This is a genomic window from Phenylobacterium sp. (assembly GCF_030645195.1).
In the GTDB taxonomy this organism is placed as follows: domain Bacteria; phylum Pseudomonadota; class Alphaproteobacteria; order Caulobacterales; family Caulobacteraceae; genus Phenylobacterium.
Genome location: NZ_JAUSLW010000093.1, coordinates 15,551 through 38,998, shown reverse-complemented (window position 1 = coordinate 38,998; position 23,448 = coordinate 15,551). Strand labels below are relative to the sequence as shown.

Genomic DNA, 23,448 nt, shown 5'->3' with positions numbered 1-23,448 from the left:
CGGCACGCAGACGATGACCTTGGGGTTCACGAAGCCCTTGCGGTTGTGAACCTTGCGGATGAAGTACTTGATCATCTCCTCGGCGACTTCGAAGTCGGCGATGACCCCGTCGCGCATGGGGCGGATGGCCTCCATGTGGCCCGGGGTGCGGCCCAGCATCTGCTTGGCCTCTATGCCCACGGCGTGGACGATCTTGCGGCCGCCCACATTGCGCAGCGCCACCACCGATGGCTCGTTCAGCACGATGCCTTTGCCCTTCATGTAGATGAGGGTGTTGGCGGTGCCGAGGTCGATGGCGATGTCGTTGGAGATGGCGCCGAAGAGGGACGAGATCATGCAGAGCCCTGGAGGGTGGGGAACGGTGACTGCGGGTCTGCGAAACCTGGACCACCACCACTGGCGGCTCATCGAATCAAGCCGCCCAGCACTCCAGTCTTCGCTTGCAGGACCCCATGCGTGTGCCCTGCCAATGGGTTGATTTCAAGGCTTAATGACAAACGCCGCTCATCCGCGTGGCTATGACGAGAATACTACCTGGAGTAGCGCAACTCAATCGGACGCGGCGCGGCGGAAGGAGATGGTGCAACACAGGCCATCCGGGGCGAATTCAAAGTCCGCCTTGCCGGCCATTTCCCGGGTCAGGGCGCCCTCGATGAAGCGCACGCCGAAACCCCGCCGCGAGGGCGAATGGACGGTCGGGCCGCCCGACTCGCGCCAGACCAGCCGCACCTCGCCGTCGGGGGTCGTGTCCCAGCGGACCGAGAGCCGACCCTCCGGACGCGAGAGCGCTCCGTACTTCAAGGCGTTGGTGGCCAGCTCGTGCAGCACCATGGCCAGGGTCACGGCGGCCGGCGCCGACAGGTGCGTCGAGGGGCCCTGGGGCGCCAGCCGACCGTCGGCGTCGTGATAGGGCGCCAGGACCGCCTCGGCGATCTGGGTGAGGTCGGCGGCTTCCCAGTTGCGAGCGGCGAGCTGGTTGTGGGCGTGGCTCAGGGCCATCAACCGGGCCTCGAAGGCCTGGCGCACCTCGTTGGGATCGCGGTCTTCCCGGAAGCTGTGGGCGGCCAGGGATTGGACGGTGGCCAGGGTGTTCTTCACCCGGTGGTTCAGCTCGTCCAGCAGCGACTTCTGCAGGTCCTCGGCGGCCTTGCGGCCGCTGATGTCCACCAGCATGTTCATCGCGCCCGCCACCTTGCCGTCGCTCCCCACCAGGGGGGTCGGATAGGCGAGAACGGCGCCGCGGCTGCCGTCCGGCCGCTCGAAGATCGTCTCGGCCCCCTCCACCGGCTGCCCGCTGCGGACCGCCTGGGCCATCGGACACTCCCCCAGGGGCATGGGCGCCCCGTCCGGGTGATAGAGGGCGTGGCTGCCGCACCAGCGGTCCTCGCCGATCACCGGCGTGCGGCCCCAGAGCTCGGCGGCGGCGGAGTTGAAGCTCATTAGGCGGCCGTCGCCGTCGGTGGTGTAGATGGCGATGGGGGAATGCTCGACAATCCGGCGGCCCCAGCCCGCCCTTTCCCGCAGCTGGTCGCGGGCCATGCGCAACTCGGTGATGTTCTGGACGCAGTTTACCGCCCCCACCAGGTCGCCGGTCTCGTCGAACAGGGGCTCGACGTTGGACAGCAGGGTCAGGCGCGCCCCGTCCGGCTGCTCGATGATGATCTCGCAATCGCGCACCGGCTCGCCCGTGCGGAGCACGCGGGCCATGGGCGAGTCTTCGAGATTGAGCGGTTCGCCCTTGGCGTCGAACGCCCGCTGGGCGCCGCAGTAGCGGGTGAGGCCGTCGCCGCTGACGACGACCCGGCCCCAAAGCTCGCCGACGCGGCGGTTGTGATTGATCAACAGGCCCTGACGATCGCAGACATAGACGCCGATCGGCAGGCGTTCGAGCAACGCCGACCAGGACCGGAAAGCACTTTGCAAGCCCGAGGACGACGTGGCGCCCGCCAGCTCGCGCAAATCATGCATGAACATCCCCCGTCGGCGTCCGCATGAAGCTCAGAGTTCCCCGCGGCACATGCCTCAAATCGGCGGGACCGCCGAAAGTTCCGCCGAGTCGGGGAAATTTTTGAGGCATTCGGACGAAACCTGCGAACTTGTTTCCTCGCGGGCACAGCATTCCGGGCCGTTTCACCCTATGAACCCGCCGAAGCTTGCGGCCGGAGGGCGCTCACATGTCCGGTCTGGCGGTCCTCGGCGTCGAGAAGGCCCGGTTCTACTACGGGGCCAGCCGCGTCTTCGAGGGCGTGTCCCTGCAATTGGACGCCGCCCGCACCGCCCTGGTGGGCGAGAACGGGGCCGGAAAGTCCACCCTTCTCAAGTGCCTGCTGGGGGAGCTTGAGCTGGACGAAGGCCAGATCATCAAGTCCCGCGGGCTGAAGATCGGCTATGTCCCGCAGGACGTGCCGCCGGGCCTGGCCGACAAGACCTTGCGCGAGGTGCTGGAAAGCGCCCTGCCCCTCACCGACGGCGGCGAGGACTGGAAGGTCGACGTCCTGCTGGACGAGATCGGGGTCAGCTACGAGACCGCCCAACAGACCTTCGGGTCGCTCAGCGGCGGCTGGCAGCGGCTGATGCTGATCGCCGCGGCGGCCAAGCTGGCCGAGCCGGACCTGCTGATCCTCGACGAGCCCACCAACCACCTGGACCTCTCCAACATCAACACCCTGGAGAGCTGGCTGGCCGACGACGACCGCCTGCCCATGCTGATCGTCAGCCACGACCGGGAGTTCCTGGAGCGGACCACCACCCGGACCATCTTCCTGCGCTCCGATGGCGCGCATTCCTTCAGCGTGCCCTTCAGCCGGGCCCGCGAGCAGCTGCTGCACCGCGACGCCGCCGACGCTGTGCGCCGGCAGCTGGAGGGCAAGGAGATCGAGCGGCTGGAGAAAATGGCTGCGCGCTACCGGATCTGGGGCGTGAAGAACGACAAGTTCCACAAGCGCGCCAAGGCCACCGAGAAGCGCATCGACCGCATCGAGACCGAACGCACCGAGAGCTACACGGCCCGCGAACGCCGCCTGGAGCTGCACGACGGCGAGATCGACGCCAAGGTGGCCCTGCGGGTGCACGGCCACACGGTCACCGTGCCCGACGGCAGCCGCAAGCTGTTCACCATCGACCGGCTGAACGTGGCGGCCGGCGACCGCATCGCCATCCTCGGCGTCAACGGGGCCGGCAAGTCGATGCTGCTCAACGCCCTGGCCCGGGCCTACGACCCCGACCAGGAGCACTATGACGGCCAGGCGCCGGTGCGCTTCAATCCCCAGGCCCGCCTGGTCTATTTCGACCAGAAGATGGCCGAGCTGCCCTTGAGGACCAGCCTGCTGGATTATCTGACCGCCGTGGACGGGGCCACGGCCAAGGACGCCAACGCCCTGCTGGCCAAGGCGGGCTTCCCCTATCACCGCATCAAGGGCCCGATCGCCGACCTCAGCCACGGGGAGCGGGCGCGCCTGACCTTCCTGAAGATGCGGCTGGCCAAGCCCAACCTCTACCTGCTGGACGAACCCACCAACCACCTGGACATCGAGGGCCAGGAGGACCTGGAGGCCCAGCTGGAGGGCTCCGACGTCGCCTGCCTGTTCGTCTCCCACGACCGCTACTTCACCCGAGCGGCGGCCAACCGGTTCGTGGAGATCCGGCGCGGCAAGCTGGTGGAGGTCGAGGGGCCGGACGAATTCTTCGAGGCTCAATAGCCCTCCCTCCCCTTCATGGGGAGGGACAGATCGCGCAGCGATCCGGGTGGGGGAGTCTGGCCGGCATTCCCCCGTCCGGCGTTCCGCCGTCCACCCTCCCCATGAAGGGGAGGGAGTAGTCTTCTATTTCCGCTCCAGCACCGTGAACCCATACTTCCTGAACACCGCCCCCGCCTCCGGGCCGCTGAGGAAGCTCAGGAAGGCGCCCGCCTGGGGGTTCCTCGTCCCCGCCACCAGGGCGGCCGGATAGACGATGCGCGGATGGCTGGCCTCGGGCAACAGGCCGACGATCCGCACCTTGGGCTCCACCTTGGCGTCGGTATCGTAGACGATCCCCAGCGGGCTCTCCCCGCGCGCCACGTACTGCAGGGCCGCGCGGACGTTCTCGGCCTGGGCCAGCCGGCCCGAGACGCTGTCCCAGACCCCGAGGCTGGTGAGGGAGGCCTTGGCGTACCTGCCCGCCGGCACGTCGGGGCCGGCGAGCGCCAGGCGGCCCGCGCCCAGCGCCTTGACCAGCGGCATGCCCCTGCCGATCTTCAGCCTCACCTTGGAAGCGGCCGGCGCGACCAGGGCCAGGTGATTGGTCAGCAGGTCGCGGCGGCTGGCGGCCACGACAAGCTTCTTGCCGGCCAGATAGTCCATCCAGTCGCCGTCGGCGGAGATGTAGATGTCGGCCGGCGCCCCCTGCTCGATCTGCCGGGCGATGGCCGAGGAGCCGGCATAGGCGAACCGCGCCTCCCCGCCGGTGCGGGCGACATAGACCGCGCCCACCTCGTCCAGGGCGTTCTTCAGGGAGGCGGCGGCGAAGACGGTGACCGGCTTGTCGGCGGCGAGCGCCGGGGCGGCGATTAGCATCCAGGCGGCGGCGAGGATGGCGATCCGGCGGGTAAGCGTCACGGCGAGACCCATGAGCCCTACTCCACCGCCAGGATGACGTGCGGCGCCTTGACCAGCGCGGTGACCGGGTCGCCCGGCTTCAGGTCCAGCGCCTGGGCGCTCTCGCGGGTGATGGTGGCCGTCAGGCTCTTGCCGTCGGCCAGGCTCAGGGTGACCTCGGTGTTCACCGCCCCGTCCTCGCGGGCCAGGACCTGGCCGCGAAGCTGGTTGCGGGCCGAGGTGCGCAGGCCCTCCCCCACCGCCAGGGTGACGAAGCTGGACTTGATCAGGGCGATGGCCGGCTTGCCGGGGGCGAGGTCCAGCTCGGCGACGCTGTGACGGGTGACCACGGCGACGATCTCCAGGCCCTCGGCGATCTTCAGCGACACCTCGGAACTCACCGCTCCGTCGCTGACGTGGCTGACCACGCCCCGCAGGGCGTTGCGGGCGCTTGTCTTCATGCCGAGACTCCAGAACAGGGCGCCGAGATCGTCGTCGGGGGCGTCGGCCAGGCTGGCCTCCAGCCGCGCCAGGGCCGCGCCCAGCTCGGCCTCCACCCGGTGGAAGGCGGCGATCACCGCCCGGCCGCGCGGGGTCAGGAAGGCGACGCCCCCCGCCTTACCCCCGGCCTGGGTGGTCACCAGCGGCGCCTCGAACAGGTTGTTCAGGGCCTGCACCGCGTCCCAGGCGCCCTTGTAGGAGAGCCCAAGCTGCTGGGCCGCCTTGCTGATGGAGCCCACCGCGCCGATGGCCTCCAGCAGGGCGATGCGCTCGCCGCCCACCCGCGCGCCATCGCGGCGCAGGGACAGGGCGGCGGTCAGGGTGTGCAGGGCGGCCAAGGGCGGGGACTCACGTTATGTAGTTCGACTACATAACGCCTTGCTCAGGCGAACCGCAACAGCACCGCCGTGGCGTCGTCACGCGTCTTGTTGCGAGCGAAGGTTCGACACTCGGGGTCGCCCGCCTCGATGGCGCGGAGTTCTGCATAGAGGGGCGCCAGGCCACGGTTCAGGACGGCGGCGAGCAGCGAGTCGTAGTCGTAGCGGCCGTAGACATCCACCAGCCGGGAAAAGCCGTCGCTCATCAGCAGGACGTCCATCGGCTCCCGAGCCTGCAGGATTTCCAACTGAAGGTGGGGCACGCCTGCGCCGCTGATATCCAGGATCCAGTAGCCTTCAGGGATGTTGATCAGCTTGCGGTGCTCGCGGGCCAGCGCCTTGGCGGCGGCCCCGACCTCTTCCAGCGTCAGGCCCCGCGCCAGATTTTCCGCGACCAGCCGTTCCATTCGGGCGTCCAGTTCGGTGACCCCCGAGGTCCCGAAGGTCGCCACCGGTCCCTGCCCCACGCGCCAGGCCAGGCGGCAGTCTCCCAGATTGGCGAACTCCAGCGCGGTCTCGCCGACAGCCCGCGCCAGGGTGAAGCTGGCGCAGGGCAGTTCGAAGTTCGGCAGACTATCGAGGTCACAGAGAGGCGTCGCCGCCTGACGGACCGCCTCGACGGCGCGGTTCAGGGCCGCGCCGATATCCCCCGCCGCCGCCAGGGCCTCAACCAGTTCGCTGTTTATCCGCTCCGCGAACCAGGCCGCATCCGTCGGGCCTGAAAGATGTGGCCGATCACCGATGCCCGTTGCGCCGTCCAGCACCCAGACCGCCTCGCCAGACCGGCCCCAGGCGTCCTCGTTGTGGGCCGCCGACGGCTCGCACAACGCTTCGATGACGCTCAGTCTCATATGCCCCCCTCGCGCCCCACGACGCTCCTGTCCCTAGCCCTCGACCACCCGGTCCACCAGCACCGGGGGCACATAGCCGTCCTCAAGGGTCTTGGCCGGATGCGACGCCGTCACGTGGCCCATGAAGGGCGGCCAGATGTCGTAGCCCAGCAGGCGCTGGAGGCGGGGCGACATGGTCTTCACCAGCTCGCGGGGCACGCCGAGGAAGAAGTTCTCCTGGGTCCGGCCCCAGGGCTCGCAATACTGGTTGGTGAAGGCCTGGCGCGGCGCGGCGCTGCGATTGGCGCCGCCCCGGTGCAGCAGGGTGGCCTGGAAGACGATGGCCGCCCCGGCCGGCATGACCATGGGCTTGAGCAGGCCCGGCAGGTCGGCAGGCGTCAGCGCCGCCACCGCCTCGTCGCTCCACAGGTGGCTGCCGGGGATCACCTCGGTGCAGCCGTTGTCCTGCGTGAATTCGTCCACCGCCGCGATCACGCTCATCGAGGCCGGCGGCCGGGGACGCCTTTGCCGATAGAAGCCGTCGTCGGTGTGGACCGCCTGGGCGCTTTCGCCGGGATAGATGCAGATCGCCTGGCTGGCCGAGAGGAGGTAGCCGGGCTGCAGGAAGCGGTCGAGCAGGGCCAGGACACGCGGATCCTCGGTCACCCGCTCGAACACCCGGCCCCGCGCCACCAGGGTGTAGACCCGCTCGGTCGCAAACCCCTCGAAGTCGTTGCGGCCCCGGTGCGTGCTCATGTGCGGCGCCAGGCCCCGGCGGATGGCCGCCAGCGTATCTGAGTCACAGAAGTCCTCGATCACCGTGTAGCCGTCGCGGTGCAGCCGTTCGGTGTGGGTGTCGGCGTCAAAGGCCATGGTGTTCCCTCCCCGCTCTGTCGGCGGATGACTCAGCATAGACCGCCCTACCCCAGGGCTGTCATCACCACGCCGATGGCCGTGGCCGAGCCGCCGGCGATCTGGGCCAGGGTCAGCTTCTCCTTGAACAGCCTGCGCCCCGCCGCCGCGGCGATGGGCCCCTCGATCACCCCGATGGCGCGGACCTGGCCGGCCGGCGCCAGCGCCAGGGCGGAGAACCAGCAGGCCGAGGCCACCGTGCCGCAGAGGCCCGCCCCCAGGGACTGCTTCCACGATCCCGCCACCGAGCGCAGGGCCTGTGGCCGAGTGAGCGCCAGGATGGCGCTCAGCACGATGGACTGCAGGGTCTGGGCGACGCACAGCGCCGCCGTCGCCGAATAGATCGGGTGCAGGGGCTCCAGCGCCATGCCGGCCTGGCGATAGCCGTTGAGCGCCACGGCGAAGGCCACCCCCGACGCCAGGCCGAACATCGAACCGTTCAGCGCCCCGGCCACGGCGGCTTCCCCCTTGGGCCAGGACAGCACCAGCAGGCCCACAGTGGTGGCCGCCAGCCCCGCCCACTGGACGGCGCTCATATGGTCGCCGAACAGGGCGTAACCCATGATGGCGGCGATCGGCAGGGAGGCCTGCTGCATGAAGGTCGCCACCGCGAAGCCGGAATGGCGCATGGCCATCAGCAGGGCCGCCGTGGCGCTGACCTGGGCGATGGCGCCGGCGGTCACGGCGATGACGAACCGCGCCGACAGGTGCGGATCGGCCTGCGGCGTCGAAAGGGCCACCACCGCGAAGATCGCCAGCGAGAACGGCAGGCCGAACAGGAAGCGCACCAGGGTCGCGCCCCAGGGTCCGGCGTCCCCCACCAGGCCGCGCTGCAGCGCATTGCGCGCCACCTGCAGCGGCGCGGCCGCCGCGGTCAGAACGATCCAGAGCATAGGAGGTCCTCAGCCGGACACACCTCCGCTGTCATCCCGGAAAGCCGCGCACGCGGCTTGTCCGGGCCCCAGACGCGCGGGGCTTGCCGGCAAAATCGGTGACTATGGGTCCCGGTCTTCCGCTCCGCGGAAACCGGGATGACACACGTTGGTGAGGCGTCAGAACCCCGACGCGATGGCGTCCGGCGCGCTCTTTTCCTTGCGGGCGAAGAGGTTGTTGAGCGCGTTGACATAGGCCTTGGCCGAGGCGGTCAGGGTGTCGGTGTCGGCGGCCTGGCCGGTGGCGATGTGGCCGTCCTCTTCCAGACGCACCGAGACCTGGGCCTGGGCGTCGGTGCCCTCGGTGACGGCGTGCACCTGGAACAGCCGCAGGATGGCGGTGTGGGGCACGGCCTCGTGGATGGCGTTGAACACCGCGTCCACCGGACCGTCACCGGTGGCCGAGCCAGACTTCTCGACCCCGTCGACCGCCACGGTCAGTTCCGCCTGCTGCGGCCCCTCGGTGCCGGCGATCACGCGCAGATGCTTGACCTGGATGCGGTCGGCGCCGCTGGCCAGGGCGTCGTCCACCAGGGCCACCAGGTCGTCGTCGAAGACGTGCTTCTTCTTGTCGGCCAGGTCCTTGAAGCGCTGGAAGGCCTCGTTCAGGGCGTTCTGGCCCAACTCATAGCCCAGGGCCTTCAGCTTCTCGCGGAAGGCGTGACGGCCGGAGTGCTTGCCCATGACCAGATTCGAGCCGCCCTGGCCGACATCCTCGGGCTTCATGATCTCATAGGTCTCGGCGTTCTTGAGCATCCCGTCCTGGTGGATGCCGGCCTCGTGGGCGAAGGCGTTCTTGCCGACGATCGCCTTGTTGAACTGCACCGGGAAGCCGGTGATCGCCGAGACATAGCGGCTGGCGCGGGTGATGTGCTGGGGATCGACGCCGGTGAAATAGGGCAGACGGTCGCCGCGCACCTTCAGGGCCATGACGACCTCTTCCAGGGCGGCGTTGCCGGCGCGCTCGCCGATGCCGTTCACGGCCACCTCGACCTGGCGCGCCCCGCCCTGCACGCCCGACAGGCTGTTGGCCACGGCCAGGCCCAGATCGTTGTGGCAATGGGTGGAGAAGATCACCTTGTCCGCGCCGGGCACGTTCTCGATCAGGTCGCGGAAGATCTCGGCATATTCGGACGGATAGGTGTAGCCGACGGTGTCGGGGATGTTGATGGTGGTGGCGCCGGCCTTGATCGCCGCCTCGACGCAACGGCGCAGGAAGTCACGCTCGGTGCGGGTGGCGTCCTCGGCGGACCACTCGATGTCGTCGCAGAGATTGCGGGCATGGGTGACAGACCGGCTCACCGCGTCCAGCACCGCCTCCGGCTCCATCTGCAGCTTCCATTTCATATGCACCGGGCTGGTGGAGATGAAGGTGTGGATGCGGCCGCGCTTGGCCGGCCGGATCGCCTCGGCGCAGCGCTCTATGTCGGCGACGCCGGCGCGGGCCAGGCCGCAGACCGTGCTCTCGGTGACGATCTCGGAGATCTTCAGGACCGCCTCGAAGTCGCCGTTGGAGGCGATGGGGAAGCCGGCCTCGATCACGTCGACGCGCATCTCCTCCAGGATCTTGGCGAGTTCCAGCTTCTCGTCCAGCGACATCGAGGCGCCGGGCGACTGCTCGCCGTCGCGCATGGTGGTGTCGAAGACGATGACCCGGTCGCTGTCCTTGCGGGTCGAGTCGTTGGCGGTGGCCTGGTCGGCGGGGGATACGGTCATGGGATCACTTCATTCTTCGCGGGGGTGTTTTAGAAGGCTCGGACGTCGGGGTCATCCCCTGAAGCGCCCGGCCGCGAAGATGCGCAGCCTAAAGGGGCGCCCAGGGGCGGCTAAGCCCCAGCGTAAGAAGAAGCTGGCTGTGCAGATGCGATCGCATGGGTAGACGATCTATAGAATCCGCGGCTTCACCGCAAGAGTCTTGCGTCTGGACCCCCTCAGGCGGCCAGTTGAGCAAGAACCTTCCTCACCGCCGGCCGCTCGCCCATGCGGGCGAAATGGGCGGCCACCTTCGGGAAGCGGTCGATTTCGATCCCGTCGCGCTTCAGCCAGCCCGCCACGGTGTAGAGATAGGGGTCGCAGATCGTATAGGCCTGCCCCATGACCCAGGGCCCGGCCAGGTATTCGGCCTCGATCAGCTCGAAGTGCTCGGCGACGTTCAGGGGCGCCTTGCGGCGCATATCGGCGATGGCGGCCGGATCGTCGGCCCAGCGATAGCCGCGGTGGCGGTGGGCCGCGGCCACATGGACCGTGGCGCAGAGATAGGTGTTGAACGCCTGGACCTGGGCCAAGGCGAAGGGGTCGTCCAGGGGCGCAAGGCCGGCCTGCGGGAAACTCTGCGCCACATAGGTCATCAGAGCCGGCGCCTCGGTCAGCACCCCGCGCTCCGTCACCAGCGCCGGCACCCGGCTCTTGGGATTGATGGCCAGGTATTCGGGCGAGCGCTGCGCGTTGGTCAGGAAGTCCACCGGGACAAGCTCGTAGTCGGCGCCGGCTTCCTCAAGGGCGATATGCACCGCCAGGCTGACCGTGCCGGGGAAGGAGTAGAGTTTCAGCATGGATCAGGACTCCTGCGGCGGCCACGCCTGCGCGCCGTGTAGCACGCGCACGACACCCACCACCTCATCTGTGATCTCCAGGACAACGACATAGGGCGTCCCGGTCACCACCAACTCCCGCGTGCCGCTCAAGCGTCCCGGACGGGTTCGCAACGGCATGGCGTCCAGGCGGGCGACCGTCGACTGGATCCTGTCCTCCATGCGCAGGGCGGCGTCGACATTATCCTCGGCGATGTGGAGAACGATGCGGCCGAGGTCGCTCCGGGCGCTATCGGCCCAGACGACCTTCAACGCGCGGCCTTCCTGGCCAGGAGCATTTCACGTCGCGCCTGGCTCTCGGCCAGGACCTCCTCGTGAGAAACCGTGCGGCCCTCGCGAAGGTCATCGAGACCCTTCTGCACCTCGGCGCGGAACCAGGCGTCGTGATCCAGAACGCGCTCAACGGCGTCCATGAGCAGGGCCTCGACCGGAGAATCCTGAAGGCGCGCGAGGTCGTCCAACCGCGCCTTCTGCTCATCGGTAAGTTCAAGGGTCACATGCACAGTCATGTCTCCTCCGGACCGGAGCCTAGCTCTCGGCGACCTCATTGTCAGCTTCCCGCGATTTCAGCCACCGCCGGGCGAACCAGCCGATGCCGATCCACAGGGCCGCCACCGCCACCAGCCAGGCCACGTGCTTCAGGCTGCCGCCCTTCATCGCCTGGACGATGGAGTTGCCGGCGAAGGCCGTGAGCCCGATCTTGGGGATGATGCCCAGGGCGGTGCCGGCGGCGAAGGACACCACCCGCATGGGCGTGACGCCCGCGGCCATGTTGACGACGATGAAGGGCGCCGAGGGCACCAGCCGCACGATCAGGCTGGCCAGGAAGCCGTTACGCCCCACCAGGCCCATGAACCGCTGCATGCTCTCGCCCGACAGGGTCTGCAGCGCCTTGGCGCCGGCGAACCGGCCCAGATAGAAGCCCACCAGGGACGACACCATGGTCCCGATCCAGCTGTAGGCGAAGCCGGTCCAGGGCCCGAAGGCCACCACGGCGGCGGCGATCAGCATGAACTGCGGCACGCCGATGAAGGCCAGCAGGGCGAAGGCCGCCACCGCCGTCGGCAGGGCCCAGGCGCCGCTGGCCGAGCCCAGCCACTGCTCCACCGTGGCCTCGCCGCTGAAGCCCAGCACCTGGGCGCCGAACAGGAAGACGATCCCCACCCCGCCGAACAGGACGAAGGACACCCCCACGGTCCGCCACGCCTGGGCGTCCATCTCGGTCACGAAGCGGAAGAGGCGGCGCATGGCCTGCCCTCGCCTATCGCCGCCTGAGGGTCAAGACGGGTTCAGCCCGCGCAGAGGCGCCCGGTCACCGGCCCGACCGTGCGCCGCCGATCATTTGGTTCCATAGTAGAGATGAAATGCAACGAGATAGAGTGGCAGGAGCGCGACACACAGAAGAGCCCAGCCTCCTAAAACCACCCCGAATTGACGCACGCTCAGCTTGGGTGGAACAAGCCGCCGAAGCGCCAAGTATGCGCCAATGCCAACCGCAAGGATGATGGCGTTCGAAACTTCGCGCGCATGCACCGCCGGAACGAGCGCCCAGAAGAGCGAATAGGGAAAGACGTACCACTCCAGGAAGCCGGCGACGCCCTGCCCAGCGTTACAGGCTATGCCGCACTCGCGCCCGCCCCACCCAACGAGGGTGAGCACGTAGCCGACACAGAACAAGAGACCGATCGTCCAGCGTGGAATGACGGCGGCCTTGGCAGGAGCCTCAGCGAACCCGAACTTTGCCATTCTTCAGCGCCCTCCCGTAGGCGGTCCGAGCTTTCTCGGCGAGCGGATCGCCGCCCAGCTTGCCGAACAGGCCATCGATTGTCGCCTTCTGTCTGGGGCTCACCGAAAACGGCTTCGTCACCTGGATTCCAAAGAGGCTGCCCACGTCTTCGCGCGTGGCCCGATCCAGGACACGATCCTCAAGCGCTTCCAACTCAGCGCTGGAGAATTCGCCGCCCGAAATCTCCCGTAGCGCCCTTTGGACGTTCTTATCCGCGCCTGACGATTTCATGAGCGCTTTGACGGCCTTCTTTTGGAAGACGTTCAGAGCCAGGTCGATGGGGCCGATCTCCTGGTCGCCATCTCCACGATTCCACCCAGCATTCTGGACTTGGTTCTCTTTGAACCCGTGCGTCATGTCCGCCATCCCATTTCAACCGCCCAGCTCGTACCGAGCGCGGCCTCAGGCTATCAGGAATGAGAACAAATCAAGAACAATTATCTGTCGAATTCGCGGCGGGCCGAGGCGAGCACAAAGCCTATGTGTGACCCTGACGCCAATCCGGTGGCCGGAACCGTTGCGCGCTCACGTTCGCGGCTTTGCCTTCGCAGCCCCTTCGGCTACACCCCGCCCCGTTCCTCTTAAACCTTCGACCGGGAGTTGACCCGCCATGTCGCTCGAATCCGCCGCGCTGTCTCGCGTGAAGCCCTCCGCCACCTTGGCGGCGGACGCGAAAGCCCGCGAACTCAAGGCGCAGGGCCGGAACGTGATTTCGCTCGCCGCCGGCGAGCCCGACTTCGACACCCCCGACAACATCAAGGAAGCCGCCATCAAGGCGATCCGCGACGGCAAGACCAAGTACACCAATGTCGACGGCATCGTGGAGCTGAAGGAAGCCATCGTCGGCAAGTTCCAGCGCGAGAACGGCCTGACCTACAAGACGTCCCAGGTGAACGTCTCCCCCGGCGGCAAGCCGGTGATCTGGAACGCCATGATCTCCACCCTGTCGCCCGGCGACGAGGTGATCATCCCCACGCCCTATTGGGTCAGCTACTGGGACATCGTCCTGCTGGCCGGCGGCGAGCCCAAGGCCGTGCCCACCAGCGCGGCCACCGGCTTCAAGCTGCAGCCGGCCGACCTTGAGGCCGCCATCACGCCGAGGACCCGCTGGGTCTTCCTCAACTCGCCGTCCAACCCCTCTGGCGCGGCCTATACCAAGGCCGAGCTCAAGGCGATCGCCGACGTCCTGATGCGCCACCCGCACGTCTGGATCCTCACCGACGACATGTACGAGCACCTGGTGTTCGGCGACTTCCAGTTCTGGACCATCGCCCAGGTGGAGCCGGGCCTCTACGACCGCACGCTCACCATGAACGGGGTCTCCAAGGCCTACGCCATGACCGGCTGGCGGATCGGCTACGCCGCCGGACCCGAGGAACTGATCAAGCTGATGGCCAAGGTCATGAGCCAGACCACCTCCAACCCCTCCTCCATCTCGCAGTGGGCGGCGGTGGAGGCCCTGAACGGCCCGCAGGACTTCATCAAGCCCAACGCCAAGCTGTTCGAACAGCGCCGCGACCTGGTGGTCTCCATGCTCAACCAGGCCACCGGCCTGCACTGCCCCACCCCGGAAGGCGCCTTCTACGTCTATCCGTCGGTGGAGAAGCTGATCGGCAAGACGACCGCGAGCGGCAAGGTGATCGCCAGCGACGCCGACTTCGCCGTCGAGCTGCTGGAGCAGGAGGGCGTGTCGGTGGTGTTCGGCGCCGCCTTCGGCCTCTCGCCCTTCTTCCGCATCAGCTACGCCACGGCCAACAGCGTGCTGGAGGACGCCTGCGGGCGCATCCAGCGCTTCTGCGCCTCGCTGAAATAGGCATGGACGCCGCGGCCAAGCAGGCCCTGGCGGCCGACATCAACGCCGTCGCCCGGCTGCGGGGATCCTTTGTCCTGCGGTCGGGGGTGGTGGCGACCGAATATTTCGACAAGTACCGCTTCGAGGCCGACCCCGCCCTGCTGCGACGGGTCGCCCAGGCGATGGTCCCATTGCTGCCGGCGGACACCGAGGTGTTGGCGGGCGTGGAACTGGGCGGCGTGCCCATCGCCACGGCCATGTCGCTGCTGAGCGGCCTGCCCCTCTGCTTCGTGCGCAAGCAGGCCAAGACCTACGGAACCTGCCTGGCGGTCGAGGGCGCCGACGTCAAAGGCCGCCGCGTGGTGATGATCGAGGATGTGATTTCCACCGGCGGCGCCGTGCGCGACGCGGCGGTCCATCTGGCCGACGCCGGGGCGGTGCTGACCGCCGTGGTCTGCACCCTCTGGCGCGGCGAGGGCGAGCCCCGCATCGAGGGCCTCGCCGCGCCGCTATATGCGGCCTTCCGGAAGGAAGACCTGGAGGCGTAGAGCCCGACTTCATGGCGCCGTTTTAATCCCCGGCGGCCACAGAGCGGATGCGGAGGCGGGCCGGGGAAGCTAGGCTGGAGCCATGACCAAGCTCGCCTCCGCCCTCGCCGCCCTGCTGATGCTGTCGACCGCCGGGACCGCCCAGGCGGCCATCGACGCAAAGCTGGCCCCCGACAGCGTCACCCTCACCGACAATGGCCGCACGGTGCTGGTCTACCGCACCCGGACCAACGACCCGGCCGAGCCCGGCCGCCTCAACTATGTCCATCCGCTCTACGCGCCCGACGGGACGGTGCTGACGCAGGACCGCCCCGCCGACCATCCCGAGGATCGTGGCCTGTTCTGGGGGTGGCGCCAGGTCCGCCTGGGCGACGAGGTGGTGGCCGACGGCTGGTTCATGCAGGGCCTGACCTTCTTCGTCCGCGGGACCAAGTTCCAGGGCCAGCCGGACGGGTCGGGGGTGCTCACCCTCGACGTCGACTGGATCGTCAGTTCCAGGGACGACCTGATCTATGTGGCCCGCGAGCAGACCAGGGTCACCGTCCGCCCGGCTGCGACCGCGGGCCAGAGGATCGAGTTCGACACCACCATCACCGCCCGGGTCGACGGCCTGTCCCTGGGGGGCAGCGACGACGTGAAGGGTTATGGCGGCTTTTCCATGCGCCTGGTCCAGCCCGACCGCCTGAACTTCGCCTCTCGCGGCGAGAGCGTGAAACCCGAGGTCGGCGCGGTGGCCGCCGGGCCGGCCATGGGCTTCGCCTGGCCGGTGGGGGCGGCCTATCCGCCCTGGGCCGTGGGCCTGGCCTGCAAGGCGCAGGGCGAGCCCCTCACCCGCTGGATCCTGCGACGCGAGCTCTCCATGCAGAACTGCGTCTTCCCCGGCCGCGCGCCCTACGCCGTGCCGGTTGGCCGGCCTCTCCACCTCGAGTCCACCGTGGTCATCCAGCCCCGGGAGAGCGCGGCGCGATGAACGACATCGTCAATTTCAACAAGGCGCGGAAGGCCAAGGTCCGCGAGGCCGACAAGGCCCAGGCGGCCGCCAACCGCGTGAAGTTCGGCCGCACCAAGGGGCAGCAGGCCGTGACCAAGGCGGAAACCGAGAAGGTCGTCCGCCTGCTGGACGGCGCCAAGCGCGAGAAGGATTAGGCCGCCATCGCCATCGGCGTGGACCAGTCCCGCGCCGCCACCGGGATGGCGTTGTACAGCGTCGCCGGGGTGATGTTCAGCCGCCTGCGGGCGGCCTCCAGGGGCTCGTTGAGCAGGCGCTCATAGTCCTCCCCCAGCAGCCAGGCCGCGGCCTTGCCACGCTGGTAACCCTGCCAGATGGCCCGGGCGTAGGGCTGGTCGCCCTTGCGGGTGCGGTACGCCGCCCCGACCCCGATCAGGGCCCAGCCCAGGCCGCCGGTCTGGGCGTAGGAGAAGGCCACCAGGCAGGCCTCCCCCAGGCCGTCGCGGTGATAGCCCGACAGGATGTGCCAGATGTCGTGGACGTCGCGGGTGCGGCGGCCGAACCAGGCATAGGGATGTTGCAGGTCGACGCCCTTCTCCCCCAGGCGGCTGACCTCGGCCAGGCCCTCGGCCGACAGCTGCTCGCTGCGCACGAAGTCGCGATAGGAGGCGCCGACGGTCCCCGGCGCGAAGCTGTCGAGCCAGGCGTCATCCATCAGCTTGGGGGCCAGTTCGGCCCGCTCATAGGCGATGCGCCCGCCCTGCACGGTGGTCAGCAGCCGGTCGTAGCCGTCCCGGGTGGCGGTCCCGTTCAGGGCCCGCATGATCTCGAACACCTGGCCGGTGTCCTCCTTGTCGTTCAGCAGGCGCCGCAGGGCGCGCAGGGCCGCGCCCCACTGCAGGCGGGGCTTTTCCAGCGGCTGGGCGGGCTTGAGATCGACGACGGCGGCGGTCATGGGAGGGACCTTTGGAACGGAGCTTGGATCGAAGATGACGCCAGCGTCATTTTTTGGCAAGTCTCCATTTTTGCGTGCCCCGAACCGTCAGAAGACGGTTGCATCGCAGCCGCGAGGCCCGAGACTAGGATCCAGATGCCCAGACTGCGTAAACGCTCGATCCTGCTGGCCGGCCACGCCACCTCCATGGCGCTGGAGCCCGAGTTCTGGGCGGTGCTGGAGGAGATGGCGCGCGATCAGGCCCTCAGTCTGGCCGGCCTCATCGCCCGCCTGGACGAGACCCGCGGCGACCGCCCCCTGGCCTCGGCCTGCCGGGTCGCGGCCCTGACCTTCTCGAAGGGGTAGAGACTCCTACTTCGGAACCGGGATCGGCATGTCGGGCAGCTTGGGGCCCTCCGGCATCGGCGGAGCCTTGGGCAGGCTCACATGCACATCGACGCTCTTGGCGAGGTCAGGCGCGGCCTGGCGGCCCGCATAGACGAAGTAGCCGATGACGGCGACCGCCACGATCAGTCCGCCCACCAGGAAGGCCAGCCAGGGGCCGGCGCCATTGGAGTTCTGGGCCATGCCTAGCCCGCCGGCTTGGCCGGCATGGAGATGTCAGGCGCCTTGATGTTCACATCCACGCTCTTGGATTGTCCGAAGCCGCCGCCAGAATACATCATGAAGGCGATCACCGCGACCACGACCAGCAGGCCGCCCACGATGAAGGCCAGGACCGGGTTCGAACCATTGCCAGAATTCTCAGCCACGAAAGCCTCCCTAGATTTGTGTCGGCAGCACAACGAACCCCGGTCGAGCCGGTTCCGTGGGCGGAGATTGCGGCGCGACGGCCCTTAAGTCGGCCTCGCCCTGTGCTACATATGTTCCAATGTCGTCCTATGACTCGTTCGAAGATGCCCCCCTCCCCGCCCCGCGCGTCAGCGATCTCGCCCGCGTGCGCGGTCCCGACTATCTGGAGGGGCTGAACCCCGAGCAGCGGGCGGCCGTCGAGGCCACCGAGGGCCCGGTCCTGGTCCTGGCCGGCGCCGGCACCGGCAAGACCCGGGTGCTCACCACGCGCCTGGCCCACATCCTGGCCACCGGCAAGGCCAAGCCGTGGGAACTGCTGGTGGTCACCTTCACCAACAAGGCCGCCCGCGAGATGCGCGAGCGGATCACCGCCATCATCGGGCCCCAGGCCGAGGGCCTTCGCTGGCTGGGCACCTTCCACTCGGTCGCCGCCCAGGTGCTGCGCCGCCACGCCGAGCTGGTGGGACTGAAGTCCAACTTCACCATCCTCGACACCGACGACCAGGAACGCCTGATCAAGCAGGTGCTGGAAGCCGAAAACGTCGACGCCAAGCGCTGGACGCCCAAGACGCTGGCCGGCCTCATCGACCACTGGAAGAACCGCGGCTGGACCCCCGACCGCCTGCCCGCCAACGAGGGCCGCGAGTTCGCCGTCGGCAAGGGTCCGGCCCTCTACCGCCTCTACCAGGAGCGCCTGCGGGTGCTGAACGCCTGCGACTTCGGCGACCTGCTGCTGCACAACCTGACCATCTTCATGACCCAGCCGGAGGTGCTGGCCGAGTTCCACCGCCGCTTCCGCTACATCCTGGTGGACGAGTACCAGGACACCAACGTCGCCCAGTACCTGTGGCTGCGCCTGCTGGGCCAGGCCAGCCAGAACGTCTGCTGCGTCGGCGACGACGACCAGTCCATCTATGGCTGGCGCGGCGCCGAGGTGGACAACATCCTGCGCTTCGAGCGCGACTTCCCCGGCGCGACGGTGATCCGCCTGGAACGCAACTACCGCTCCACCAGCCACATCCTGGCCGCCGCCAGCGGTTTGATCTCCGCCAACAAGGGCCGCCTGGGCAAGACCCTGTGGACCGAGCAGAACGGCGGCGAGAAGGTCATCGTCCGCGGGGTCTGGGACGGCGAGGCCGAGAGCCGGCTGATCGCCGACGAGATCGAGCGCGCCCACAAGGGCGGGACCGAGAAGGACCCCCGCAAGTACCGCGACATGGCCATACTGGTGCGCGCCTCCTTCCAGATGCGCGCCTTCGAGGAGCGCTTCGTCCTGCTCTCCATCCCCTACACGGTGGTGGGCGGCCCCCGGTTCTTCGAGCGGGCCGAGATCCGCGACGCCCACGCCTATCTGCGGCTGATCCAGTCGCCGGACGACGACCTGGCCTTCGAGCGCATCGTCAATGTTCCCAAGCGCGGGATCGGCGACACCACCGTCCAGAAGCTGTTGCAGATCGCCCGGCTGAATGGCGTGCCGGTGATGACCGCGGCCCGCGAGGTGGTGCTGACCGATGAGCTGGCGGCGCGCACCCGCACGGCGCTTTCCAACTTCCTGCGCGACCTCGACCGCTGGCGCGCCCAGGCCCAGACTCTGCACCACGCCCGGCTCACCGAGCAGATCCTGGAGGAGAGCGGCTATACCGACGCCCTGCGCCTGGACAAGACGCCCACCGCCCAGACCCGCCTGGAGAACCTGAAGGAGCTCGTCCAGTCGATGAACGCCTTCGACGACCTGCAATCCTATCTGGAGCACGTCTCCCTGGTGATGGACATGGACCGCGGGCCCCAGGCCGACGCGGTGCAGATCATGACCCTGCACGCCGCCAAGGGCCTGGAGTTTCCCCTGGTCTTCCTGCCCGGCTGGGAGGAAGGCGTCTTCCCCTCCCAACGCAGCATGGACGAGAGCGGCGAGAAGGGCCTCGAGGAGGAACGTCGCCTCGGCTATGTCGGCATCACCAGGGCGAGGGAGGAGGCGCGGATCTCCTTCGTCGCCAACCGCATGGTCTATGGCCGCTGGACCAGCCAGCTCCCCAGCCGCTTCGTCGACGAACTGCCGCTGGCCAATGTCGAGGCCTCCTCGGAGACCGGCTATTACGGCGGCGGCCCCGGCATGCAGCAGCAGCACGGCAGCACCTGGGACGCGACGCCCGCCTTCGGCTCCGGCTATTCCTCCCCCGGCTGGCAGCGGGCCCAGGCCCGCGGCTACCAGGGCAGCCATCCGGGCCGGCAGCAGGTCATCGAGGGCGAGGGCCGGCTGGTGGCCGAGAGCTCGGCGGCCAGCGACTACAAGCGCGGCGATCGCGTCTTCCACCAGAAGTTCGGCTACGGCCAGGTGAAGGGCGTCGACGGCAACAAGCTCACCGTCGCCTTCGAAAAGGCCGGCGAGAAGAAGGTCATCGACTCATTCGTCGAGAAGGGTTGAAGGGCCCGCCCCGCGCCCCGGCGAAGGGATGCGGCCACCGCCGCCCTTGCCCGGCGCCCGGTTCGCCCCCAGGGTGATCGCCCATTACTTGAGACGTTCGGGAGGGCCGCATGCCCCAGATCATCGCCAACGGCATCCCCCTCGAATACGCCGTCTACGGGCCGGAAAAGGGCGAGGTGATCCTGCTGATCATGGGCTTCGGCGCCCAGATGACCCGCTGGTCTCCGCAGTTCATCCGCGAGCTCACCGGCCGCGGTTACCGGGTCATCGTGCACGACAACCGCGACGTCGGCCTCTCCCACCGCTGCCACGACCACGGCGAGCCGGACATGACCGCCGTCTACACCGCCCTGATGAGCGGCCAGACGCCGGAGGTCCCCTACCTGCTGAACGACATGGCCGCCGACAGCGCCGGCCTGCTCGACGCCCTGGGGATCGAGCGGGCCCACATCGTCGGCGCCTCCATGGGCGGCATGATCGCCCAGATGGTGGCGGCCAACCACGGCGAGAAGGTGCTGTCCCTGGTCTCGGTGATGTCCACCACCGGCAATCCCGCCCTGCCCCCGGCCAAGCCCGAGGCCATGGCCGCCCTCACCAAGCCGGCCGTCGACCCGGCCGAGAACCTGGACAAGCACATCTGGAACGGCATCGAGAGCCAGAAGGTGATCGGCAGCCCGGCCTATCCGACCCCGGACGAGATCCTCGCCGAGCGAATCCGCGCCGACGCCCGGCGCGCCTACTATCCCGTCGGCCGCAGCCGCCAGATGGCGGCCATCGTGGCCAGCGGCGACCGTCGCGCGGCCCTGGCTGCCATCAGCGTCCCTACCGTGGTGATCCACGGCGGCGCCGATCCCCTGGTTCCGGTTGAGGGCGGCCACGACACCGCCGCGGTGATCCCCGGCGCGGAGCTGCACGTCATCCCGGGCATGGGCCATGACCTCCCCGCCCAGCTCATTCCGCGCATTGCCGACCTGATCGAGCGGGCCACGACGCGGGCCCGCGAAGGAGTCTAGGCCGCTAGGCGGAGCTCGCGCAGATAGGGTGTCGGGGCCACCGACTGTCTCGGCAGGTGTTCGGGCGCGACCTCGATGGTCACCAGGGTCGGACGCCGCAGCCCGTCGGCCAGGGCCAGGAGCGGCCAGGCCGCGATCGTCAGCACCAGGCCGACAGCGTTGAGCGCCTGGACGGCCAGGAGGGCGATCCAGGAGATCGGGTCGTCGGTCTCGGGAACACGAGGGGTCATGGCGGTCTCCAGTCGGTCGGCGCGCGCAATCGCGCCGGAGGCTCAGCGCAAGACGCAGGCCAGCCTATCGCCGCCCCACATGCCCGGGGGGTTGAACTCGCCGGGCCCGTGCGCGCCTGGCAGGCGAATACCGTCCCACGGCGCCCGCCCGGCTGGCCGGCGCGCGCCGAAACGGGACAGGCGCGCCAGATGCTGAACCAGACGCCCCTTCGCGCGCTATAGTGTGTAGTGAGGGAGTCGAGATGCGGGACCTGCGGCACGTCTTTCTGGGCATGGCCATCGCCACCGTCACCGGCCTGGCCATCGGCGGCGCCTTCAAGCCGACGCTGCGCGAGTTCACCGACCTGGACGGGCCCCAGATGCTGGTGGGCGTCTCCGGCGTCCGCAGCCCGCCGGGCCTGCAGCAGAACGCCAGTTGGATCAGCTATGCCGGAGGCCTCCCCGACTACGTGATCGGGACCGACTGGACCCAGCCGGACGACCCCACGGACATGGCTCCAGCCGAGCCGGAACCACCCCCCGCCAAGGTCGTCCACGAGGACGCCCCCGTCCGCCTGGTCGTCGCCCCGGCGAGGTACGAGGCCGAGCCAGCCCCGCCGCCCACCTACCCCTCCATGGGCGGCGACATCCTGGCGGGCCTCTCCGACGGCTATCCCCCGACCCCGCCGGAGGACGCGCCGGCCGAGCCGCCCCCCGCCTAAGCTCTCGCCTTTCCGCGCCCGCGCCTCTAGACGGATGCGCATGACGACAGACGCTGTTCAGATCATCGCCCGTGGCCCCCGCGCCGTGGCCGAAGCCGCCGCGCAGGCCATCGACGCCGATCCCAGGCTGGAGGGTGTCACCTACTCCATCCTGGAGGAGGACGAGGACCACGACATCTGGCGCATCGACGCCTTCCCCACGACGCCGGACGAGACCGAGGGCTTCGCCGGCGCCCTGGCCGCCTATCCCAAGCTCAAGGTGCTGGTGGAGAAGCTGGCCGACGCCGACTGGCTGGCCATGGCGCTGTCGGGCCTGCCCCCCGTTCGGGCCGGCCGCTTCTTCGTCTATGGCGCCCACGACAAGGGCCGCGCCCCCGTCAACGCCGTCAACCTGCGCATCGAGGCGGGCGCCGCCTTCGGCACCGGCCACCACGGCACCACCGTCGGCTGCCTCCAGGCCTATCACGACCTGCTCAAGGCCCACCGCTTCGAGCGCGTCCTGGACGTCGGCGCCGGCACCGGGGTCCTGGCCATCGCCGCGGCCCGCACCGGCACGCCCATCGCGGTCGGCACCGACATCGACGCCCCCTCGGTCCGCATCGCCGCCGAGAACGCCGTGCTCAACAAGGCCAAGGCCCGCTTCCTCCACGCCTCGGGCCTCGGCCATGCCTCGGTGCGGGAAAAGGCGCCCTACGACCTGGTGTTCGCCAACATCCTGGCCCCGCCCCTGGTGGCCCTGTCCCACGACATCAAGGGCGCCCTGAAGCCTGGCGGGATCGCCATCCTGTCGGGCCTGCTGCGCACCCAGGAGCGCCGGGTCCTGGCCGCCTACCGCTCCAAGGGCTTCACCCTGGTCCGTCGCATCCACCGCGACGCCTGGGCCACCCTGGTGCTGCGGCGCAGCTAGAGCACGTCATGCGGAAGTGGATACCGGTTCCGCCGCCCGACGTGCTCTAATATTTTGAATCTAGACCCTTCTTGCCGTTTCAGATGAGTCCATCTGAAACGGTCAGGGTCTAGGAACCGGGGGATAGCCGCGGCGTTCTCGCCTCGACGGTGGTCTTCACCGCCGACCCTGAGGACACACCATGAGCAATCCCAACGACCCCTATGTCGAGAAGACCGTGATCGAGCAGCCGGCGACGGTGCGCACGGAATACAACGCCCCGGCCTCCGGCGGCTCCAGCAATACCGGCTGGTGGATCGCCGCCATCGTCGCGGTGGTGGCCATCATCGGCCTGATCTTCATGTTCAATAGCAATAGCGCCACCCAGAGCGACCTGCAGGCCGCCACCGAGGCCGGTCGCAGCCAGGCGATGATGGAGACCGCCACGACCCAGGCCCAGACGGCCGCGCAGGCCGCCACCGAGGCCTCGGCCAACGCCGCCTCCAGCATGGCTGGCGCCACCCAGGCCGCCGCCGACAGCGCCCGCGCCGCCGCCGACCGCACGGCCGAGGCGACCCGCGAAGCCGCGGCCAGCGCCCAGGACGCCGCTCAGGACGCCACCACGGCGCCCCCGCAGCAGTAGGAACCGGACCGGGG

General features: G+C 68.9%; 29 protein-coding genes. 11 read left to right on the top strand and 18 right to left on the bottom strand.

The annotated features are described in order from the left end of the window. Positions 1 to 336: rod shape-determining protein (locus Q7T09_RS08615; RefSeq protein ID WP_304699192.1), on the bottom strand; the 336-nt coding region annotated here is incomplete at its 3' end. 213 nt (positions 337 to 549) lie between these two features. Further along, a complete protein-coding gene (locus tag Q7T09_RS08610) occupies positions 550 to 1,968 on the bottom strand; it encodes a sensor histidine kinase (RefSeq protein WP_304699191.1) in 1,419 nt (472 codons plus the stop codon). Between the two features lie 206 nt (positions 1,969 to 2,174). On the opposite strand from Q7T09_RS08610, the gene Q7T09_RS08605 reads away from it, so the two are divergent. After that, positions 2,175 to 3,698 carry an ABC-F family ATP-binding cassette domain-containing protein gene (locus tag Q7T09_RS08605; RefSeq protein WP_304699190.1) on the top strand — a complete coding sequence of 508 codons (1,524 nt, stop codon included), beginning with the start codon at positions 2,175 to 2,177 and terminating at the stop codon, positions 3,696 to 3,698. Between the two features lie 123 nt (positions 3,699 to 3,821). Here the strand turns inward: Q7T09_RS08605 and modA are convergent, their stop codons facing one another. The 12 genes from modA to Q7T09_RS08545 all read right to left on the bottom strand — a co-directional run bounded on the left by modA (position 3,822) and on the right by Q7T09_RS08545 (position 12,860). Then, the gene (gene modA / locus Q7T09_RS08600; RefSeq protein ID WP_304699189.1) at positions 3,822 to 4,607 is read right to left on the bottom strand and encodes a molybdate ABC transporter substrate-binding protein; all 786 of its coding nucleotides are present in this window, start codon (positions 4,605 to 4,607) and stop codon (positions 3,822 to 3,824) included. A gap of 5 nt (positions 4,608 to 4,612) precedes the next feature. Then, on the bottom strand, positions 4,613 to 5,413 hold the full coding sequence (locus Q7T09_RS08595) for a TOBE domain-containing protein (RefSeq protein ID WP_304699188.1): 801 nt from the start codon (positions 5,411 to 5,413) through the stop codon (positions 4,613 to 4,615). 44 nt (positions 5,414 to 5,457) lie between these two features. Next, positions 5,458 to 6,303, bottom strand: a complete 846-nt coding sequence (locus Q7T09_RS08590; RefSeq protein ID WP_304699187.1) for a protein phosphatase 2C domain-containing protein — start codon at positions 6,301 to 6,303, stop codon at positions 5,458 to 5,460. Between the two features lie 33 nt (positions 6,304 to 6,336). Beyond that, positions 6,337 to 7,155, bottom strand: a complete 819-nt coding sequence (locus Q7T09_RS08585; RefSeq protein ID WP_304699186.1) for a phytanoyl-CoA dioxygenase family protein — start codon at positions 7,153 to 7,155, stop codon at positions 6,337 to 6,339. Positions 7,156 to 7,202: 47 nt separating this feature from the next. Beyond that, positions 7,203 to 8,087: a DMT family transporter gene (locus Q7T09_RS08580; RefSeq protein WP_304699185.1), complete on the bottom strand. Its 885-nt coding sequence runs from the start codon at positions 8,085 to 8,087 to the stop codon at positions 7,203 to 7,205. A gap of 159 nt (positions 8,088 to 8,246) precedes the next feature. Next, the gene (locus Q7T09_RS08575) at positions 8,247 to 9,842 is read right to left on the bottom strand and encodes a 2-isopropylmalate synthase (protein WP_304699184.1); all 1,596 of its coding nucleotides are present in this window, start codon (positions 9,840 to 9,842) and stop codon (positions 8,247 to 8,249) included. Positions 9,843 to 10,057: 215 nt separating this feature from the next. Beyond that, on the bottom strand, positions 10,058 to 10,678 hold the full coding sequence (locus Q7T09_RS08570; RefSeq protein WP_304699183.1) for a glutathione S-transferase family protein: 621 nt from the start codon (positions 10,676 to 10,678) through the stop codon (positions 10,058 to 10,060). A 3-nt stretch (positions 10,679 to 10,681) separates the two neighbouring features. Beyond that, positions 10,682 to 10,969, bottom strand: coding sequence for a type II toxin-antitoxin system RelE/ParE family toxin (locus tag Q7T09_RS08565; protein WP_304699182.1), 288 nt, complete (start codon positions 10,967 to 10,969; stop codon positions 10,682 to 10,684). Continuing rightward, entirely contained in the window at positions 10,966 to 11,226 is a 261-nt protein-coding gene (locus tag Q7T09_RS08560; RefSeq protein WP_304699181.1) for a CopG family ribbon-helix-helix protein, read from the bottom strand. Before Q7T09_RS08560 ends, Q7T09_RS08565 begins: the two co-directional genes overlap by 4 nt. A gap of 19 nt (positions 11,227 to 11,245) precedes the next feature. Continuing rightward, on the bottom strand, positions 11,246 to 11,965 hold the full coding sequence (locus Q7T09_RS08555) for a TVP38/TMEM64 family protein (protein ID WP_304699180.1): 720 nt from the start codon (positions 11,963 to 11,965) through the stop codon (positions 11,246 to 11,248). Positions 11,966 to 12,055: 90 nt separating this feature from the next. Continuing rightward, positions 12,056 to 12,463 carry a hypothetical protein gene (locus tag Q7T09_RS08550; RefSeq protein ID WP_304699179.1) on the bottom strand — a complete coding sequence of 136 codons (408 nt, stop codon included), beginning with the start codon at positions 12,461 to 12,463 and terminating at the stop codon, positions 12,056 to 12,058. Beyond that, entirely contained in the window at positions 12,441 to 12,860 is a 420-nt protein-coding gene (locus Q7T09_RS08545; RefSeq protein ID WP_304699178.1) for a hypothetical protein, read from the bottom strand. The genes Q7T09_RS08550 and Q7T09_RS08545 overlap by 23 nt, the downstream gene beginning before the upstream one ends. A 253-nt stretch (positions 12,861 to 13,113) precedes the next feature. On the opposite strand from Q7T09_RS08545, the gene Q7T09_RS08540 reads away from it, so the two are divergent. The 4 genes from Q7T09_RS08540 to Q7T09_RS08525 all read left to right on the top strand — a co-directional run bounded on the left by Q7T09_RS08540 (position 13,114) and on the right by Q7T09_RS08525 (position 15,989). Beyond that, positions 13,114 to 14,316 carry a pyridoxal phosphate-dependent aminotransferase gene (locus Q7T09_RS08540; RefSeq protein ID WP_304699177.1) on the top strand — a complete coding sequence of 401 codons (1,203 nt, stop codon included), beginning with the start codon at positions 13,114 to 13,116 and terminating at the stop codon, positions 14,314 to 14,316. Between the two features lie 2 nt (positions 14,317 to 14,318). After that, positions 14,319 to 14,843, top strand: coding sequence for an orotate phosphoribosyltransferase (gene pyrE, locus Q7T09_RS08535; protein ID WP_304699176.1), 525 nt, complete (start codon positions 14,319 to 14,321; stop codon positions 14,841 to 14,843). Positions 14,844 to 14,925: 82 nt separating this feature from the next. Then, on the top strand, positions 14,926 to 15,813 hold the full coding sequence (locus Q7T09_RS08530; protein WP_304699175.1) for a DUF6807 family protein: 888 nt from the start codon (positions 14,926 to 14,928) through the stop codon (positions 15,811 to 15,813). Then, complete coding sequence (locus Q7T09_RS08525) at positions 15,810 to 15,989, top strand: DUF4169 family protein (protein WP_304699174.1); 180 nt, start codon at positions 15,810 to 15,812, stop codon at positions 15,987 to 15,989. The genes Q7T09_RS08530 and Q7T09_RS08525 overlap by 4 nt, the downstream gene beginning before the upstream one ends. On the opposite strand, the gene Q7T09_RS08520 is transcribed toward Q7T09_RS08525, so the two are convergent. Continuing rightward, a complete protein-coding gene (locus tag Q7T09_RS08520; RefSeq protein WP_304699173.1) occupies positions 15,986 to 16,747 on the bottom strand; it encodes a Coq4 family protein in 762 nt (253 codons plus the stop codon). The two genes, Q7T09_RS08525 and Q7T09_RS08520, sit on opposite strands and share 4 nt — an antisense overlap. Before the next feature lie 135 nt (positions 16,748 to 16,882). On the opposite strand from Q7T09_RS08520, the gene Q7T09_RS08515 reads away from it, so the two are divergent. After that, a complete protein-coding gene (locus tag Q7T09_RS08515) occupies positions 16,883 to 17,092 on the top strand; it encodes a ribbon-helix-helix domain-containing protein (RefSeq protein ID WP_304699172.1) in 210 nt (69 codons plus the stop codon). Between the two features lie 6 nt (positions 17,093 to 17,098). Here Q7T09_RS08515 and Q7T09_RS08510 read toward each other — a convergent pair whose 3' ends face one another. Then, positions 17,099 to 17,314, bottom strand: a complete 216-nt coding sequence (locus Q7T09_RS08510; RefSeq protein ID WP_304699171.1) for a hypothetical protein — start codon at positions 17,312 to 17,314, stop codon at positions 17,099 to 17,101. A 2-nt stretch (positions 17,315 to 17,316) separates the two neighbouring features. Beyond that, positions 17,317 to 17,499, bottom strand: coding sequence for a hypothetical protein (locus Q7T09_RS08505; protein ID WP_304699170.1), 183 nt, complete (start codon positions 17,497 to 17,499; stop codon positions 17,317 to 17,319). A gap of 119 nt (positions 17,500 to 17,618) precedes the next feature. On the opposite strand from Q7T09_RS08505, the gene Q7T09_RS08500 reads away from it, so the two are divergent. Next, a complete protein-coding gene (locus Q7T09_RS08500; protein ID WP_304699169.1) occupies positions 17,619 to 19,961 on the top strand; it encodes a DUF3553 domain-containing protein in 2,343 nt (780 codons plus the stop codon). A gap of 110 nt (positions 19,962 to 20,071) precedes the next feature. Next, entirely contained in the window at positions 20,072 to 20,974 is a 903-nt protein-coding gene (locus tag Q7T09_RS08495; RefSeq protein WP_304699168.1) for an alpha/beta hydrolase, read from the top strand. Here the strand turns inward: Q7T09_RS08495 and Q7T09_RS08490 are convergent. Then, positions 20,971 to 21,204 carry a hypothetical protein gene (locus Q7T09_RS08490; protein WP_304699167.1) on the bottom strand — a complete coding sequence of 78 codons (234 nt, stop codon included), beginning with the start codon at positions 21,202 to 21,204 and terminating at the stop codon, positions 20,971 to 20,973. The two genes, Q7T09_RS08495 and Q7T09_RS08490, sit on opposite strands and share 4 nt — an antisense overlap. 242 nt (positions 21,205 to 21,446) lie before the next feature. Here Q7T09_RS08490 and Q7T09_RS08485 point away from each other — a divergent pair, with 242 nt between their 5' ends. From Q7T09_RS08485 to Q7T09_RS08475, 3 genes are all read left to right on the top strand, one after another. After that, positions 21,447 to 21,905 (top strand): hypothetical protein, encoded by a 459-nt coding sequence (locus Q7T09_RS08485; RefSeq protein WP_304699166.1) that lies wholly within the window; start codon positions 21,447 to 21,449, stop codon positions 21,903 to 21,905. A gap of 40 nt (positions 21,906 to 21,945) precedes the next feature. After that, positions 21,946 to 22,812, top strand: a complete 867-nt coding sequence (locus Q7T09_RS08480) for a 50S ribosomal protein L11 methyltransferase (RefSeq protein ID WP_304699165.1) — start codon at positions 21,946 to 21,948, stop codon at positions 22,810 to 22,812. Between the two features lie 181 nt (positions 22,813 to 22,993). Beyond that, a complete protein-coding gene (locus Q7T09_RS08475; protein WP_304699164.1) occupies positions 22,994 to 23,434 on the top strand; it encodes a hypothetical protein in 441 nt (146 codons plus the stop codon). The last annotated feature ends 14 nt before the right edge of the window (positions 23,435 to 23,448 follow it).

What these genes read in the sequence shown, in the direction of transcription:
- Q7T09_RS08475 (WP_304699164.1), top strand. Translation starts at nt 22,994, where the DNA reads ATGAGCAATCCCAACGACCCCTATGTCGAGAAGACCGTGATCGAGCAG.
- Q7T09_RS08515 (WP_304699172.1), top strand. Translation starts at nt 16,883, where the DNA reads ATGCCCAGACTGCGTAAACGCTCGATCCTGCTGGCCGGCCACGCCACC.
- Q7T09_RS08490 (WP_304699167.1), bottom strand. Translation starts at nt 21,204, where the DNA reads ATGACCCCTCGTGTTCCCGAGACCGACGACCCGATCTCCTGGATCGCC.
- Q7T09_RS08555 (WP_304699180.1), bottom strand. Translation starts at nt 11,965, where the DNA reads ATGCGCCGCCTCTTCCGCTTCGTGACCGAGATGGACGCCCAGGCGTGG.
- Q7T09_RS08550 (WP_304699179.1), bottom strand. Translation starts at nt 12,463, where the DNA reads ATGGCAAAGTTCGGGTTCGCTGAGGCTCCTGCCAAGGCCGCCGTCATT.
- Q7T09_RS08610 (WP_304699191.1), bottom strand. Translation starts at nt 1,968, where the DNA reads ATGCATGATTTGCGCGAGCTGGCGGGCGCCACGTCGTCCTCGGGCTTG.
- Q7T09_RS08605 (WP_304699190.1), top strand. Translation starts at nt 2,175, where the DNA reads ATGTCCGGTCTGGCGGTCCTCGGCGTCGAGAAGGCCCGGTTCTACTAC.
- Q7T09_RS08485 (WP_304699166.1), top strand. Translation starts at nt 21,447, where the DNA reads ATGCGGGACCTGCGGCACGTCTTTCTGGGCATGGCCATCGCCACCGTC.
- Q7T09_RS08575 (WP_304699184.1), bottom strand. Translation starts at nt 9,842, where the DNA reads ATGACCGTATCCCCCGCCGACCAGGCCACCGCCAACGACTCGACCCGC.
- Q7T09_RS08525 (WP_304699174.1), top strand. Translation starts at nt 15,810, where the DNA reads ATGAACGACATCGTCAATTTCAACAAGGCGCGGAAGGCCAAGGTCCGC.
- modA (WP_304699189.1), bottom strand. Translation starts at nt 4,607, where the DNA reads ATGGGTCTCGCCGTGACGCTTACCCGCCGGATCGCCATCCTCGCCGCC.
- pyrE (WP_304699176.1), top strand. Translation starts at nt 14,319, where the DNA reads ATGGACGCCGCGGCCAAGCAGGCCCTGGCGGCCGACATCAACGCCGTC.
- Q7T09_RS08480 (WP_304699165.1), top strand. Translation starts at nt 21,946, where the DNA reads ATGACGACAGACGCTGTTCAGATCATCGCCCGTGGCCCCCGCGCCGTG.
- Q7T09_RS08495 (WP_304699168.1), top strand. Translation starts at nt 20,072, where the DNA reads ATGCCCCAGATCATCGCCAACGGCATCCCCCTCGAATACGCCGTCTAC.
- Q7T09_RS08545 (WP_304699178.1), bottom strand. Translation starts at nt 12,860, where the DNA reads ATGACGCACGGGTTCAAAGAGAACCAAGTCCAGAATGCTGGGTGGAAT.
- Q7T09_RS08570 (WP_304699183.1), bottom strand. Translation starts at nt 10,678, where the DNA reads ATGCTGAAACTCTACTCCTTCCCCGGCACGGTCAGCCTGGCGGTGCAT.
- Q7T09_RS08560 (WP_304699181.1), bottom strand. Translation starts at nt 11,226, where the DNA reads ATGACTGTGCATGTGACCCTTGAACTTACCGATGAGCAGAAGGCGCGG.
- Q7T09_RS08540 (WP_304699177.1), top strand. Translation starts at nt 13,114, where the DNA reads ATGTCGCTCGAATCCGCCGCGCTGTCTCGCGTGAAGCCCTCCGCCACC.
- Q7T09_RS08580 (WP_304699185.1), bottom strand. Translation starts at nt 8,087, where the DNA reads ATGCTCTGGATCGTTCTGACCGCGGCGGCCGCGCCGCTGCAGGTGGCG.
- Q7T09_RS08585 (WP_304699186.1), bottom strand. Translation starts at nt 7,155, where the DNA reads ATGGCCTTTGACGCCGACACCCACACCGAACGGCTGCACCGCGACGGC.
- Q7T09_RS08500 (WP_304699169.1), top strand. Translation starts at nt 17,619, where the DNA reads ATGTCGTCCTATGACTCGTTCGAAGATGCCCCCCTCCCCGCCCCGCGC.
- Q7T09_RS08510 (WP_304699171.1), bottom strand. Translation starts at nt 17,314, where the DNA reads ATGGCCCAGAACTCCAATGGCGCCGGCCCCTGGCTGGCCTTCCTGGTG.
- Q7T09_RS08590 (WP_304699187.1), bottom strand. Translation starts at nt 6,303, where the DNA reads ATGAGACTGAGCGTCATCGAAGCGTTGTGCGAGCCGTCGGCGGCCCAC.
- Q7T09_RS08520 (WP_304699173.1), bottom strand. Translation starts at nt 16,747, where the DNA reads ATGACCGCCGCCGTCGTCGATCTCAAGCCCGCCCAGCCGCTGGAAAAG.
- Q7T09_RS08530 (WP_304699175.1), top strand. Translation starts at nt 14,926, where the DNA reads ATGACCAAGCTCGCCTCCGCCCTCGCCGCCCTGCTGATGCTGTCGACC.